Raw genomic sequence first — 14792 nt, 5'->3', positions numbered from 1 at the left:
ATGACCCCCGTCAAGTTTTTGCTTGTCGACGATCTCGAAGAAAACCTCCTGTCACTCGAGGGTCTGCTTCGCCGCGAAAATCTTTCCCTGTTGAAGGCCCAATCAGGGGATCAGGCTCTCGAGCTGCTGCTCGAGCATGATATCGCGCTCGCGCTGGTCGACGTTCAAATGCCGGGACTTAACGGCTTTGAACTAGCCGAATTGATGCGTGGGAACGAGCGGACACGACGGGTTCCGATCATCTTCGTCACCGCCGGCAGCACCGACGAGCGCCGCCGCTTCGAGGGTTATGAGGCAGGTGCGGTGGATTTCATCCAGAAGCCGATCGAGCCCGATGTTCTCCGTCACAAGGCAGAGGTATTTTTTGAGCTCTACCGTCAACGGCAGCAGATCGAGAGCCAGCGAGACCAACTACAAGTTCAGGCAGAAGCGCTAAAGGAGGCAGACCGTCGCAAGGACGAGTTTCTGGCGACACTCGCGCATGAACTTCGTAATCCACTCGCCCCGCTTCGTAGCGGCCTGGATGTGCTACGTCGTAGTCCCGATGGCGAAAAGGCCGCCCAAATACGCGATATGATGGACAGACAGCTCGACCACCTCGTGCGGTTGATCGACGATCTCATGGACGTTTCTCGCGTCAGCCAAGGTAAGATCGAGCTGCGCCGGGAGAAAGTCAAAGTCGCAGACGTCGTACATTCTGCGGTCGAGGCCAGCCGCCCTCTCATCGATGGTGCGGGTCACGCGTTCGACATCGATGTGCCGAGTGCGGATCTTTGGATCGATGCCGACCCTACCCGCGTATCCCAGGTGATCTGCAATCTGCTTACCAATGCTGCGAAATATACGCCGGCTGCCGGACGTGTGAACCTGTCCGTCACTGCTGATGGAGGCAAAGCGGTCATTGCTGTCGCGGACAACGGGATCGGAATTCCGGCCGAATTGCAGAGTGACGTGTTTCGGATGTTCGCACAAATCAAGGATCATCGCGAGCTATCCCAAGGAGGTTTGGGGATCGGTCTCGCTCTCGTACGGCAACTGATCGAAATGCATGGTGGAACGGTCAACGCTTCGAGCGGAGGTGTCGATCAGGGCAGCGTGTTCTCAATAACCCTTCCGCTGGCCGCCGCTCCACAGGAGCCATCGTCGCCGTCTATAGAAGCGCCAGAACTGTCGGAAAAACCACACCGCCCGCTGAAAATCCTGGTCGTCGATGACAATCCGATTATTGCCGATACCATGGGAATGCTTCTCGAAGACATTGGACACGAGTTTGAAGCCGTTCATGACGGAAGAGAAGCGCTTGATGTCGCGAGACACTATCTCCCGGATGCGATCCTGTTGGACATTGGCTTGCCGGGCATGGACGGCTATGAGGTCTGCCGCGCATTCCGACAGGATCAGTTATTTGAGGGGACAACAATAATCGCGCAGACTGGATGGGGTCAGGAGAAGGATAAGCTACTGGCGAAGGAGGCCGGCTTCGATTTTCATCTCACAAAGCCTGTCCCCCTCGGAGATCTTAGGAACATCCTTTCGAGTGTCTCGCCCAGGGACTGACGTTGGCGCGCATAATTGTCTGCCCAGTGTATGAATGCTGAAAGCTCACGGGGCTCGGGCGTAGGTGAGTAGCAAAAGTTGCGACATCCAGGCCCGGCGCCTTGCGGTTAGACATTTGGTTGAACGTTGGAACTTAAGCGGTTGATAGCGCGTTGGCTTTTCGGAATGTAAAGGAGCAAGAATCGCATGTCTACTGATGCCAAGCCTCGCCGCCGGATGTACGCTTTCGTCGCAGTCATTTTCGCCGTCGGCGTTGTGATCGCAGGCGCCTACGTCATCACCGCCAAACCAGGCGAAAGCGACGACAAGCCCGTATCAGAAGTGGTCGATCCAAACAGCTAAGTTGGGCACCCCTCGCTGAGAGAGGTCGATTGTTCGTGGGAAGCTTGACCTAAAGTCTCGTGCAACTGTCGACTTCCCGGCAAACCGTAGCCCGGTCTTTCGAAATGAAGTGACACGCTCTGGCCTGCCAGGCATCACGGATTCAACTTTGCCTGATTGTCTGCATCACCTCAGCCAGCGTGGGCCCTCTTTCCATCACGAATTCCATGAGATCGTCGAGCGCGACCAGGCACACCAGTCCAGCTTCCGTTTCAACAATGGCCGGCCGTCCGTCCGCTGCAGCGGTCGTCAGGATGAACAGCCCTCGACGAGCGTCGCGCAGACGAAGAGGAACACCTGCAACCTCCAAGATGGCTTTCTCCGCATCCGCTCGCGCTTCTGGCGTGCCTTTCCCTTTCAAGCTGCGAACGACCAGCTTCCAGTTCACCTGCGGTGTCGAGCTTGCTTTCTTCATCTCGGCACCCCTTGGAGGATACTTCTAACTTCACTTCCATCAATGAGCGCTTTCTCCACCAGGATGTTCGCGATCTTATCGATTGCCTCCCGAAACCCGATTGCGATTTCACGGCATCGCTCCATCTCGGTCTTCAGGACGCGCTCTACCCGTGCTGCGGCGATCGGATTGCCCTGACGAAAGAGATCGCGTTTTTTGACAGATTGCAGATCGAAGTACGCTAGCCCCTCTCCCATGCCGAACTGGAACTCCAACGATGTCGCCAGGTCACTTGCCTTATGGAGGTCAGAGCCTTCCCCCGCTCCCGCGCCATCGAATACAGTACCCAGGATCACTTCCTCAGCGACGCGACCTGCCAATAGGAGCGCAATTCGGTCCAGATAGTCTCGCCTATTCAACAAAGTGGTCTCATCGAAGTCGAAGTGAGCGAAACCTAAAGGTTGTGATGCGTGGACCTGCCATGGAACGGCTACGGTCGAGAGGGTGCCGACCCCAAGCCGAACACCGACCACGGCATGTCCGGCCTCATGGATCGCGATAATTCTTCGCTGATCGCTGACGATCTTTCTGGGTGTCGGAAAGACGCCGAGAACGTCATCCGAGCAGATAGCGCGCCCAGCCCTTCGCGCAATCCTCCTGGCTTCCCGCCCAGCTTTTTCGAAATGAGCGCCGGACAGGCCTGTCGAAGCAGCCGCGATCACTTCGACGTCTGCATCGGAGATGTCACTGCCGAGATAGAAGCGTGAAAGCTGCTTTCTCTCATCTGCATCCGGCAACAGGATTTTGATATGACGGTCGAGTCGTCCCGGCCGTAAAAGCGCGGGGTCGATCCCATCGGGATAGTTCGTGGCCCCAATGACTACGACGCCTTCGAGCCTCTCGTGCCCATCGATCAATTCCAGAAGGAGATTGATTACCTGTGTCCAGTAGGTCTCATGCTCGTTGCCGACCATACGCGCCCGATCACCGATCCCCTCAAATTCATCAATGAACAGAATACTGGGCCTGCGAGTGATGGCCTCCTCGAAACTCCGACGCATGGCTTTCAATGTGTCGCCGAGATGACCTGCAGATTGCCACCTGGCCACCGAAGTGGAAACCAGATGAGCGCCACAGGTTCGAGCTAGAGCGCCGGCGAACGTTGTTTTACCCGTCCCAGGTGGCCCGCTCAGGAGCAGGCCTCGGTCCACATCCGACCATGCGAGCTTTCCGTTACGCCAAGCCTTGATATCTTGGGCTAGTGAGAGGCCCCACACCTTTGCGTCACCATAACCAACGAGATCGTCAAGATACGGGCCGGTGTCGAGGGGTATTACGTCGACGGTGGGCTGAGCAAGTCGCTCCAGAATCGCCGAGGCGGGTCTTTTCGTCCTGAATGCCGAGAAAACATCAGGCAGCGGATAGCTAAGCATTCTTTTAGCATCATCCAAATCCAGGACCTGACCGGCAAATCGCTTGGCGGCAGCGACGAGGTGAAAGGGGCGAACCGCTCCGACGCCGACAACACGATCAGCAATCAATTCCATCTCTCTCGGCAAATGATGCTCGGCCGGCCAGACGACCACCAGCGGCCGACCAAGTTTCAATTGCGTGTTGATCGGTTCATGAATGAGAACTCCTCTTTGGGATACCGTTGGCGATGCCACAGTGTATTGCCTCAGGGGCTCGGTCTCGCGCACAAGAATTTTCGCCGCAGCAGCGTACTCGTAAAAGTCGGCCCCGGCGGGAAGACGCAACACGATTACATATTGGCGGCCGCTTTCGATACTCTTGAAGGCTCCGCCGAGACGGATGGCCGATCTCAGTGCAATGCCGTACACAACGCGCTCGAATGTCACCGTCCGGCGACCATGAGAAAGGTTCTGCATGTCACCTTCCTCAACGCCGAACACGACGAATGACGGTCTCGGGACCAATCATCGCGTCGTCGAGGTCAACTACGATAAGCCTGTGGAGCACCATCCACGAAACACCGGTCATCGGCGGTACCTCGCGGAAAACATTCAAGCATTCGGAAACGGTCAGGGACCCGGCCTCTTCCAAAGCCGAAAGCATGCGGATCCTGTCGTTGAGCGGCGTTCTGCAGTTCGCGTAGCGAAGCATGTCGCGCGCGTTCGCTAGACGGAAGCCGCTCTCGACCTCCTCACGGGGGACGCCGCGATAGTGGAACCCCGCCAGCGCCGCTCCTTCCTTGTTTGCCGGAGATTCCGAGTGATCAACTGCATCCAGCAGCGCGCGAGGACCGTGCTCGTAGTCGACGAGGAAATCTGGAACATGCCGACCATATTCAGTCTCAAATTCGACTGGCAGGCAGAGCCATCCGATCACATTTGGATCAACGTCGAGAATGCAGGCTAGGTCTCGTGCCGCGCGAGTTCGAAACATAGCGTCGCCTGAGCTGCGAACCGTACCTTTCGGATAAAAAAGCTGATTGGAAGCCTCTGCGACAGCGGCATAAAGTGCCGCATCGAAAGCGATGTGCGAATGGCTCATCATGAACACCCCGTATAGGAAAACGATGCATGCGCGCCGCCACGGGGCGGCCGGCCGTTCAACCTATTCGAGATATTCGCAGGAGCTTGATCATGGTGAACAAAATATGAACAAATCAGCAAGAGTCAACTGGCTCTTCCACGATTTTATGCCAGGTGCCCGGCTCCTTGCTTTGAGACGCAATATTGAAGCGATGCTTTTCCAGCGCACGTCCCGTTCCCAGAGCGTCAATACGGATATCTTTAATCTTCAAGGCCAAGCCGCGTTCGAGCGACGCTTTCATGGAGACGAAGTGCCAACTAACATTGCCTCTAGGAGAGCGTCTCCGATGGAGAAGCTCGCGATAATTCACCTCCTCAAAACGGTATAGCGTGTATCGCACAATGCGACCATTTCAGAACGTCTTGTGAAAGAATGTCCCCCGCAGACCGGTATCGCAGGGAACCGATCCACTCTGCCAAGGTTGTCATTGGCAACCAAGGAGGAAAAGTGATGTTTTTGAAAATCGCAGCCGCAGCGCTGTTATCGATAAGTATGGCGAGTTCTGCTTTCGCGCAGACGGCAGGCAGTGCTGGCCAGGGTTCCGGTTCCGGAAGCGGCACCAGCCAGAGTGAAACAGGTGGCGATGCAGGCACCGGGTCGAACAGCGGCGCTGGTAACGGCTCCGGAGCAACCGGATCTGGGGACGCCGGCGCATCGAGCAATCCGAACCAAAATGGCCAAAATGCCGGCGCTTCGGGCGGCGACGCTAACGACTGCCAACGCCAGCATGCGGGAGACACTTCAAACCCGTCCCCAACCTCGGGCGACCAGTCGAACAAACCCGACGCAGCTAACGCCTGCAAGTAGCGTAACCGCCGCCTCGGTTAACTTCTGAGGCGGCGTGTCATCGAGGCGCGGGCGCGCCAGCTTCTGTATGGAGACCATCATGGCAGAAAAGATCTGGTATTCCGATCAAACCCCGAAAGAGGAACAACCACCGGTTACGCAAACCTCGGACAAGACTGCGGGCGGGCCAGTTAATGACTTAGAGCAAGCTGACGGAAATCGGCGCGCATTGGAAGAGAAGGCGAAAGCAGGGTTGAAGAATGCGGCGGGACAGCTCCCACGAGATCAAATTTAGGAAAGAGCTGTGGTTGCGAACGGACGAAATTCCCGGCGCGCATTGCGCTAGATGTTCGCAGTGTTCATGGCCGCGATACTCATCGCTGGCATCTTAAAACTCTTCCGCACGGATGATAGCGTTCACCGCCAGCCGCGTTGCAACAGTAGACGAGGCCATCTTCCTAAAAGGCGGCTGACTAAGAAAGCCCTCGATACCCGAGACGCTGAAGGCAACTCTCCAACAGCTCCTCCCCTAAACGCCGACGACTCGGTCTGCGCACAACGGACTATCGTTGTGAGCCACCACTTCGATACTTGCATTCAAACACAAAGACATCATGAGCTGAAATCGTCCTGCCGACCCATGAAAGGAAGACAGATGCAAAGCCGACATCCATTGACATCGGTGGTCGAGCGAGCTGTAGTCTCGGCGATGCCCCTCAAGTGCGAATCGAGGATGCGACCACGCAAAATAAAGGGCGCAGGTCGAGACACATTTTTACATCTGCATCATTCTACGCCATTCATTGGAGATGAGATGGAAGACAGAAACGAGACGTGGGCGGACGAGGGTATCGAATTTTTAGCTCTGAGTTTTGGGCTGCTGTTTTCTCTTGTCGCGATCCTCGCAGTCGTGCTCTGGATGGCGTTGCTTTAATCGGTATCCGTCATGACTAGTTGAAATTCTACGCCTCACTAGGAGGACCGGCTTATCTCCGCCGAAAGACCGTGGAGAGGCCTCCGTTCCGCCCGGCCGGCGTCTCGGGCCGCCGGCAGCCGGCCGCCGCGACTGGCCACATCGCTTCAAGAATTCGAATCTCCTCCTGAAACATGTTTCGTTCGGCGATCGCCTTTGCTGGGGCTTTTCCTTGCGGGTGATTTCGTCCGATTGCTGACAGCCTTCCGCCGATCCTTTACCGGTTGGGCCGCGAGTTAACCGACTTCGGCCTGGCGTGTAGCTACCGGTATGCAATGTCGCGATTGTCGCGGATAGCCCAAGGCTCTGGTCGAACGAAAGCCCGAGGTCGCCGGTCCAAGCTACAGCGCCCTCCTTTGCCACATCCAGCCTCTTTCCGAATGTCTGATCTATTTCGCCGCCAAAAAATGTACGCCGGAATGTAACCCGGACAAGGTCGATCGGTTGCTGGCAACAATCTATAGCAATCTCTTTCAATGGATCAACGGCGACCTACAGGCGCGCGTTCATCATTCGTTCCCATTGTCAGCCTAGCAATGATATTTTCGTGATCCCGGCTGCTGGAACATGTGGCTGCAGCGCAGGTTCCAATCCGTCAAAGAAAATACAGAACGAAGGATTTACACATGCGTATGAAATTAGCAGCGGCTTCAATTCTGGCTTTCGGCATGCTGACTTCGATGACCTATGCCCAGTCCAATCCAACTCCAAATAGTATGTCCGGCGACAAGACCCAAGGTCAGGATGCTGGGGGCGGCGCGAATGGCGACATCCAAAATCAGACAGGTACCAACCAGCCAGCGGTCGTGGATCCGGGCGCGACCAATGGCACAATGGGAACCAACTCCAATGCAACCGGGACGGTTGATCGCAGCAAGTGCCCGGATCGCGCAGCGCCCGGTGCTGTCGACACGCAAGGCGGGAACAGCGGTGCTTCGGTGAGCGATGCATGCCCTGACAATAGCCAGTGACCGAGCTACGTACGGGGGCCGGCCAGGTCGGCCTTCGTGGCGTGTCTTCAGATTGCAAATGGGGCTAGCGAGCCTCCGGCTAAGCTGCCCGCCCCGTCCCAGGCCAGTCGTTTGGCCTGGTCTCGCTGCCCTAATTCAACTGTCCGAGTTCGCCTGCCTAGAACGGGTCTTCTGTAAAGCAATCGTCCTCCGATTGGAACCTTCCCGCATCGCGGGCGTATTGATTCCTTAGCGTGGAGGAGTCGCAATGCTTGTACGAGAATTGATGACAACGAAGGTCGTGACCGCAGCACCTGACGCTAGCATACGCGACGTCGCCAGGTTGATGTCGGAAATCGATGCAGGCGTAATTCCCATCGTTAACGACGAAGTTCTTGGCATAGTCACCGATCGCGACATCGTCGTTCGCGTGGTGGCAGAAGGAATCGATCCTACCCAGGCGGTGCGAGTCATAATGACCGAAGGCTTCGAGAGCTGTCTGGAGAACGACGATGTTTCCGAAGCGGCTCGTAGGATGTCCGAACTGCAGATGCGCCGTCTCCTTGTCTTCACCAAAGACGGCGATTTTAGCGGTATTATTTCACTCGGAGACATCGCCGGACTGAATGAACAACTTGCAGGCGTGACGTTGGAAGAGATTTCAAACGACGACGGGTAACCGCGAGACCTCAGGCGCGGATCCCTCCGACCTCTGGAAGCCCTTCGCGCACGCAGTCTCGCCCTGCGCCTTTCGCTGCGTACAGCCCGGCATCTGCCGCCCTGAGAGTCGCTTGGTAGTCGCTCCGGCCGCAGTAGGCGACTCCGACACTTACTGTCACCACGCGTTTATCGCTGTAATCGTGCCGGATTGCGAGCCCTCGGATGGCGCTGGAAGCGAGCTGACCGGCGGAAAACGCGCTCGTCTCCGTCAGTCCTGGAAGAATAACGGCAAACTCCTCCCCGCCGTAACGCGCAACGACTGCATTGCGGTATGTCGAAAAGATCTGCGATAGGCAGGCAGCGACAGCTCGCAGGCACGCGTCCCCTTCGGGGTGCCCATACCCGTCGTTAAAAGCCTTGAAACGATCAACGTCGATCATGAGCAAGGAAAAAGGACCGGCATCCGCAGCGTTCGTCAAAGCGACATCGAAAGCTCGTCGATTCACGAGCTCGGTTAGACCGTCCGTCTTCGCGAGGACGGCGTATTTCTTGTTCAGCTCTCTTAAACGCTCCTCTCGTTCGCGGTGGATTGTGACGTCCGCAAAAACGATTATCGATCCACCGTCGCTGGTAAGACTGGTACGGGCATCGAAGGTCCGCCCGTCCGTTAGACGAAGCGCACGTTCGCCGGCCTTCATCAGGACGTCCGCCGTCCATTCGACCACGGATTCGAAATCGTTCGTCGGTCTCTCAATTTCGCCCCTTACGAGAGAGGCGCGCACGATCTCGCTGATGTTCGCCCCTGGAACACGAACGTCGGCCGTCAATGGGAATAGAGATCGAAAGTGCTCATTGTGGAGTACGAGAACCCCGTGCGCGTCGAACATCGCAATTCCTTCAGTCATACTCTCGATCGCATCGCGCAGCCTTGCCTGACTCTTTTGAAGATCGCTTTCCAGTCGTTTGCGCTCGGTGATCTCACGATTGTGAGTGACGACGCCGAGAATTTTGCCGCCTTCGTCGCGCAGAGGAGCCTTCAGCGTCGAGAGCCACGTCTCCGCGCCATCATTGCGCGTAAACCGTTGTTCGACGGTTACGGGAATCCCGGAATTTAGAACGTCGAGCACCGGCAGCCTGAATAGATTCGCCGTGTGCTCGGCATAGAAGTCAGAATCCTTCCGTCCAATCAGCCCAACAGCGTCCGTGCCCATCAGCGCGGCCGTCGCCGGATTGGCAACAATAAACCTACCATCTCGATCTTTCGCGTTGAGGCTATCGGGTAGGGCTTCGATCACGGCACGGTAAAGATAATTCTGGTGTGTCGCCGCTTGGCGCTTGAGTTCTTGAATGAAAGCTAGGCCTGACAATAGCGTGGCCCCGAAGAGAAGTGTCGCCAGCGGAAGCGTGGTAGTCGTGATTTCCAGCCAATTCGATACCGGATAACGGACGTAGAAGCCGGCGGTCCCGCAAGCTGCCGACCATGCTGCGAGAACGAACATTGGGCCGAACTTGAAAAGCCCCGCTTTCGCTAGGTGGTGCAGCAGCAGCCCTCCCAAGCTCGCGGCGACGATCTGGGGGACGGCTACAGAAACTCCCAGTCCACCGATCCAGACGCGACGAACGATCGCAACTACGAGCGGCGGAAGAGCGCCAAGTGGTCCACCGAAGTAGGAGGCCACCGCAAGCAGCGTGTACCTTGCGTCAAGGAGGACGCCCGGAATGAACTCGAAGGGAATGGCCATCGTACCGAGCACGCCTGCTGCCATGACGATCCCCAGCAACAGATTGCCTGTGCGCTCACCGAGCTTGAAAGTGTAGCGGCGCCCAAGCGTCCACACCGACGTAGCGATCGCGACGACGGCAAGGTTCGGAAGCAGCTCGCGCCACACGCTCATGAAGTTCCTCCTATAATTTCGGTCATAATGGCGTGTATTGGTAAACAAGCTGCAGCCTACGCGGCGCTCGCGGAAGAGCACTTTTTCGGAGACCCGATGAGGAACCGGGCGCACCGGTTCGTAGTTTTCGGCTAATCGGAGGTTTATCCATGCAGGACGACGCTTACAATTGGATCAGTGTGCGGGCCCATGATATTTGGCTAAGGGAAGGATGCCCGACCGGCCGCGACAAGGAACATTGGTCGCAAGCAGTTGAGGAATGGGAAAAACAACCTCCCGAACCCACCACGCACAAGGATCACGTTGAACGGGTACTGGTCGTTGATGACGAGCCCCTGATCCGCTTCGCCACCGTGGAAGCGTTGGAGGACGCCGGATTCGAAGTCTTGGAAGCGGGAAACGCTGACGAGGCGCTAGTGGTGCTGCAAAATAATGAAGTCGACGCGGTTTTCACCGACGTCAATATGCCGGGTACCACGGATGGCCTGGGGTTGATGGCGAAGGTCCGGGCGCGCTCGCCGCATACTCGTGTGATCGTGACGTCCGGTCATGTGCGGCTAGGCGCGTTTGACCTCGCGAGCGGAGTCTCCTTCATGCCCAAGCCTTACGCTCATGGCGCACTCGTCGCGATGTTGAAGGCGCCTGTTGAATAAAACTTTACGGATCCAGATTTTACGTTCCACATCGATGCCCGTTTGAACGATCCGCAGTGAGGCATGCCTGCGTGTAGCCTTTGAGCTAATCCTCTTGGGATTTTACGACGAGGGAATGGGATGCGCTGAACAAAACCAGGCGAGACCACGTTAGACGGCGTCGGGAATCGAGATCGCGGCTCGTGCCAGACTGCGTTCGACCTGGCATGCACACTTACGATTTGCCGCGGTCCGTCAGTCAGGATGTCGTCGTAGGCGACACGTCGAGCCAGTCTCAGCCAGCTTCAGCGAATAGCCGTCGAATGCGTGGTCGAAGGAATTCCGAGCGCTACCTACAAGGAAGCCAAACTCGACACCTGAGGAATTTCATGCCCGAAGACGTGCTTCTGACATTCAACGCTGGCTCGTCCTCCCTGAAGATAGGCGTCTTCGAGATGGCGTCCGGCGTCGCCCGATCCACAGGACGCGCCAAGATCGACTTCGAGACCAGTCCGCTCCGGCTCATCGGAAAGATCGGAGGACTTGCTTTCGAGCGGGAGCTGTTCGGGGATCCGGAGAGCGACTTCGGGGAGATCGTCAGCCAGGTGATCGATCATATCGATGCCGTCGTGCCGGGCAGGATCGCGGCCGCAGGACATCGTGTCGTTCATGGCGGCATGAAATTCGAGCGTCCGGTTCATCTTGACGACCGAGTGATAGACGAGATCGAAAGCCTGGTGTTGCTTGCACCACTCCATCAGCCGGCGGCCCTGCGGGTGATCCGAGCCGTTCGAAACAGCAAGTCGGAGATCTGGCAGACGGCCTCTTTCGACACGGCGTTTCACGCCTCGCAAGCCGATGTCATCCGTCGCCTGGCAATCCCGCGAGCGATGCACGACGATGGCGTCAAGCGGTACGGGTTCCACGGACTGTCCTATGCATACATCGCCAGGGAGCTTGAGAAGATCGACCGTCAAGTCGCGGCGGGCCGTGTCGTGGCGTGCCATCTCGGCAGCGGCGCCAGCGTCTGCGGGATATTCGGCGGCAGAAGCTGCGACACGAGCATGGGGTTCTCCGCGCTGGACGGCATTCCGATGGCCACGCGACCCGGCTGGATTGATCCCGGCGCCCTGCTCTACCTTATGCGGAAAGGAATGCGCCAACCGGAGCGCATCGAGCAGTTCCTGTATCATGAATGCGGCTTGCTCGGCGTCTCGGGCATCAGCGGCGACACGCGCGTTCTCCTCAAGGATCCAAGTCATGAAGCGACCGAAGCCGTCGACCTCTTTTGCATGCGGGTGGCGGGAGAGATAGCGCGTCAGGCAGCCACACTCGGCGGGCTCGACGGCGTAGTCTTCACTGCCGGGGTCGGAGAGAACCAGCCGGAAATCCGAGGCCGGATCGCGGAACGGCTGGGCTGGCTCGGGCTTGAACTGGACGACGGCCGCAATGAAGCGAACAGTCAGATCATCAGTACGTCGAACAGCCGCATCAAGGCGTTCGTCATTCCCACCGACGAGGAGCAGGTAATCGCCGACGAAGCGCTTTCCGTCCTCTCGCACCACAGGCTTTGAAGGAGAAGATCGTGAACGACGTCGCTACGAATGTCATCGATGATAACGAGCTTGCCCTGATCGACCGCTACTGGCGCGCCGCCAACTATCTTTCGGTGGGCCAGATCTATCTCATGGACAACCCGCTGCTTCGCGAACCTCTGAAGCCAGAACACATCAAGCCGCGACTTCTCGGTCACTGGGGGACGACGCCGGGCCTGAACTTCATCTACGCGCACCTCAACCGGGTCATTAGGAAGCGCGATCTCGACCTTCTATACGTCTGCGGCCCAGGCCACGGTGGCCCCGGCATGGTCGCCAACACCTATCTCGAAGGCACCTACAGCGAGGTTTATCCAGACATCCCCGAGAACTCGGAAGGGCTGCGGAAGCTGTTCAAGCAGTTCTCGTTCCCCGGCGGCATCCCCAGCCACGTGGCACCCGAAACGCCCGGATCGATCCACGAGGGCGGCGAGCTCGGCTATGCTCTGGTGCATGCGTTTGGCGCAGTGTTCGACAACGCTGATCTGATCGCCGCCTGCGTCGTCGGTGACGGCGAAGCGGAAACCGGGCCGCTTGCTGCCGCATGGCACTCGACCAAGTTCCTCAATCCTTCCCGTGATGGCGTCGTGCTGCCCATCCTTCATCTCAATGGCTACAAGATCGCCAACCCGACGATCCTCGCCAGGAGCAGCGACGAAGACCTGACCAGCCTGTTTCGCGGCTACGGATACGAGCCGATCTTCATCGAGGGCCATGATCCGGCTTTGATGCACCGAAAGATGGCTGAGACAATGGAGTATGTCTTCGAACGGATCCGAGAACTCAGGGACGAAGCTCGCGCCAACGCGCAGTCACCCGGCGTTCCTCGCTGGCCGATGATCGTCCTGCGCAGCCCCAAAGGATGGACGGGACCGAAGGAAGTGGACGGAAAAAAGGTCGAAGGCTTCTGGCGCGCCCATCAGGTGCCCGTCGCCAACTGCCGCGGCGACGACGGACATCGAAAGATCCTCGAGAACTGGATGCGATCCTACGATCCGGACGATCTCTTCGATGCCGACGGGCGGCTGAAGGACGAGCTTCGCGCGCTGGCTCCTGGTGGAAGGAAGAGAATGGGAGCAACGCCGTTTGCGAACGGAGGACTGCTTCGCAAGGAATTGCTGGCGCGGCCCATCCGAGACTTTGCCGTCAAGATCGGCGAGCGCGGCTCCCAGCAGGTGCAGTCGACCGAGATCCTCGGCCACTACCTCAGGGAAGTCGTGAAGCTGAACGCGGACACGAAGAACTTTCGCGTGTTCGGCCCCGACGAGACTGAGAGTAATCGGCTCGGAAGCGTTTTCGATGAGACGCAGCGGGTTTGGATGCAGGCAATCGAGGATTACGACGTGCACCTCTCCCGCGATGGCCGGGTGATGGAAGTGCTGTCGGAGCATCTGTGCCAGGGGTGGCTGGAGGGGTACCTGCTTACAGGGCGGCACGGCCTCTTCTCCTGCTACGAGGCGTTCATCCACATCATCGATTCCATGTTCAACCAGCATGCCAAGTGGCTGAAGGTGACCCGCGGGCTCGAATGGCGGGCACCGATCTCGTCGCTGAACTATCTCCTGACCTCCCACGTCTGGAGGCAGGATCACAACGGTTTCAGCCATCAGGATCCGGGCTTCGTCGATCTCGTCGCCAACAAGAAGGCCGACATCGTCCGCATCTATCTGCCGCCGGACGCCAACACGCTGCTGTGGGTCGGCGACCACTGCCTGAAAACCTACGACCGCATCAACGTGATCGTCGCGGGCAAGCAGCCGGAGCCTCAATGGCTTTCGATCGACGAGGCCGAGGCGCATTGCAAGGCGGGCGCTGGCATCTGGGAATGGGCGAGCTACGAGGACAACACGATCGCTCCCGATCTGGTCATGGCATGCGCGGGCGACGTCCCCACCATGGAGACGCTGGCCGCCGTCATGCTGCTGCACGAAGCAATACCTGACCTAAAGATCAGGACCGTAAACGTCGTCGACCTTCTGTCCCTGCAGGATCCCGAACAGCATCCGCACGGACTTCATCATGGCGACTTTGACAAAATCTTCACGAAGGATAAACCGGTCGTCTTCGCGTACCACGGGTACCCTTATCTGATCCACAGGCTGACCTACCGACGGACGAACCACCAGAACATCCATGTGCGCGGCTTCATCGAGGAAGGAACGACGACGACGCCTTTCGACATGACGGTGCTGAACGAACTCGACCGGTATCACTTAGCCTTGGAGGCTGTCGCGCGGGTGCCGGGGCTGGCGGAGAAGGTGCCGGAGACGATCGACAGCTTCCGTGCCAAGCTCGTCGAGCACCGCGCCTACGTGCAGGAGCACGGCGAAGACCTTCCCGAAATCAGGGACTGGCGTTGGAAGCGCTAACCGCAGATCCGTCGTCTGTCCTAGGTTCGATAAAGGGCAGACGG

The 14792-nt window shown here is 57.9% G+C and carries 14 protein-coding genes; 9 read left to right on the top strand and 5 right to left on the bottom strand.

Translation table 11 applies throughout. From position 1 onward, the window contains the following. Positions 1 to 1557: a response regulator gene (locus tag ACODTZ_RS03140; RefSeq protein ID WP_489023676.1), complete on the top strand. Its 1557-nt coding sequence runs from the start codon at positions 1 to 3 to the stop codon at positions 1555 to 1557. A 186-nt stretch (positions 1558 to 1743) separates the two neighbouring features. Continuing rightward, entirely contained in the window at positions 1744 to 1899 is a 156-nt protein-coding gene (locus ACODTZ_RS03135) for a hypothetical protein (protein ID WP_489023674.1), read from the top strand. 142 nt (positions 1900 to 2041) lie between these two features. Here ACODTZ_RS03135 and ACODTZ_RS03130 read toward each other — a convergent pair whose 3' ends face one another. The 4 genes from ACODTZ_RS03130 to ACODTZ_RS03115 form a co-directional block, all read right to left on the bottom strand. Beyond that, positions 2042 to 2353, bottom strand: a complete 312-nt coding sequence (locus tag ACODTZ_RS03130) for a hypothetical protein (RefSeq protein WP_489023673.1) — start codon at positions 2351 to 2353, stop codon at positions 2042 to 2044. Beyond that, positions 2350 to 4221 (bottom strand): AAA family ATPase, encoded by a 1872-nt coding sequence (locus tag ACODTZ_RS03125; RefSeq protein ID WP_489023671.1) that lies wholly within the window; start codon positions 4219 to 4221, stop codon positions 2350 to 2352. The genes ACODTZ_RS03130 and ACODTZ_RS03125 overlap by 4 nt, the downstream gene beginning before the upstream one ends. A 10-nt stretch (positions 4222 to 4231) precedes the next feature. Beyond that, the gene (locus ACODTZ_RS03120; protein WP_489023669.1) at positions 4232 to 4849 is read right to left on the bottom strand and encodes a hypothetical protein; all 618 of its coding nucleotides are present in this window, start codon (positions 4847 to 4849) and stop codon (positions 4232 to 4234) included. A 112-nt stretch (positions 4850 to 4961) separates the two neighbouring features. Further along, positions 4962 to 5129 (bottom strand): hypothetical protein, encoded by a 168-nt coding sequence (locus ACODTZ_RS03115; protein WP_489023667.1) that lies wholly within the window; start codon positions 5127 to 5129, stop codon positions 4962 to 4964. A gap of 209 nt (positions 5130 to 5338) precedes the next feature. Here ACODTZ_RS03115 and ACODTZ_RS03110 point away from each other — a divergent pair, with 209 nt between their 5' ends. From ACODTZ_RS03110 to ACODTZ_RS03095, 4 genes are all read left to right on the top strand, one after another. Further along, positions 5339 to 5695: an oxidoreductase gene (locus tag ACODTZ_RS03110; RefSeq protein ID WP_489023665.1), complete on the top strand. Its 357-nt coding sequence runs from the start codon at positions 5339 to 5341 to the stop codon at positions 5693 to 5695. Between the two features lie 79 nt (positions 5696 to 5774). Beyond that, positions 5775 to 5969, top strand: coding sequence for a hypothetical protein (locus ACODTZ_RS03105; RefSeq protein ID WP_489023664.1), 195 nt, complete (start codon positions 5775 to 5777; stop codon positions 5967 to 5969). 1304 nt (positions 5970 to 7273) lie between these two features. Then, positions 7274 to 7618 (top strand): hypothetical protein, encoded by a 345-nt coding sequence (locus ACODTZ_RS03100; protein WP_489023662.1) that lies wholly within the window; start codon positions 7274 to 7276, stop codon positions 7616 to 7618. 265 nt (positions 7619 to 7883) lie between these two features. Continuing rightward, positions 7884 to 8276, top strand: coding sequence for a CBS domain-containing protein (locus tag ACODTZ_RS03095; RefSeq protein WP_489023660.1), 393 nt, complete (start codon positions 7884 to 7886; stop codon positions 8274 to 8276). Positions 8277 to 8286: 10 nt separating this feature from the next. On the opposite strand, the gene ACODTZ_RS03090 is transcribed toward ACODTZ_RS03095, so the two are convergent. Next, positions 8287 to 10152, bottom strand: a complete 1866-nt coding sequence (locus ACODTZ_RS03090; protein WP_489023658.1) for a diguanylate cyclase domain-containing protein — start codon at positions 10150 to 10152, stop codon at positions 8287 to 8289. A 149-nt stretch (positions 10153 to 10301) separates the two neighbouring features. Here ACODTZ_RS03090 and ACODTZ_RS03085 point away from each other — a divergent pair, with 149 nt between their 5' ends. The 3 genes from ACODTZ_RS03085 to ACODTZ_RS03075 all read left to right on the top strand — a co-directional run bounded on the left by ACODTZ_RS03085 (position 10302) and on the right by ACODTZ_RS03075 (position 14748). After that, positions 10302 to 10805 carry a DUF2934 domain-containing protein gene (locus ACODTZ_RS03085; RefSeq protein WP_489023657.1) on the top strand — a complete coding sequence of 168 codons (504 nt, stop codon included), beginning with the start codon at positions 10302 to 10304 and terminating at the stop codon, positions 10803 to 10805. A gap of 368 nt (positions 10806 to 11173) precedes the next feature. Beyond that, positions 11174 to 12358, top strand: coding sequence for an acetate/propionate family kinase (locus ACODTZ_RS03080; RefSeq protein WP_489023655.1), 1185 nt, complete (start codon positions 11174 to 11176; stop codon positions 12356 to 12358). A gap of 11 nt (positions 12359 to 12369) precedes the next feature. Further along, positions 12370 to 14748: a phosphoketolase family protein gene (locus ACODTZ_RS03075; RefSeq protein ID WP_489023654.1), complete on the top strand. Its 2379-nt coding sequence runs from the start codon at positions 12370 to 12372 to the stop codon at positions 14746 to 14748. Positions 14749 to 14792: the final 44 nt, after the last annotated feature.

The organism is Rhizobium sp. FG113 (assembly GCF_057809895.1).
The sequence above is the reverse complement of the archived record's forward strand: the minus strand, read 5'-3'. Positions and strand labels throughout refer to the sequence as shown.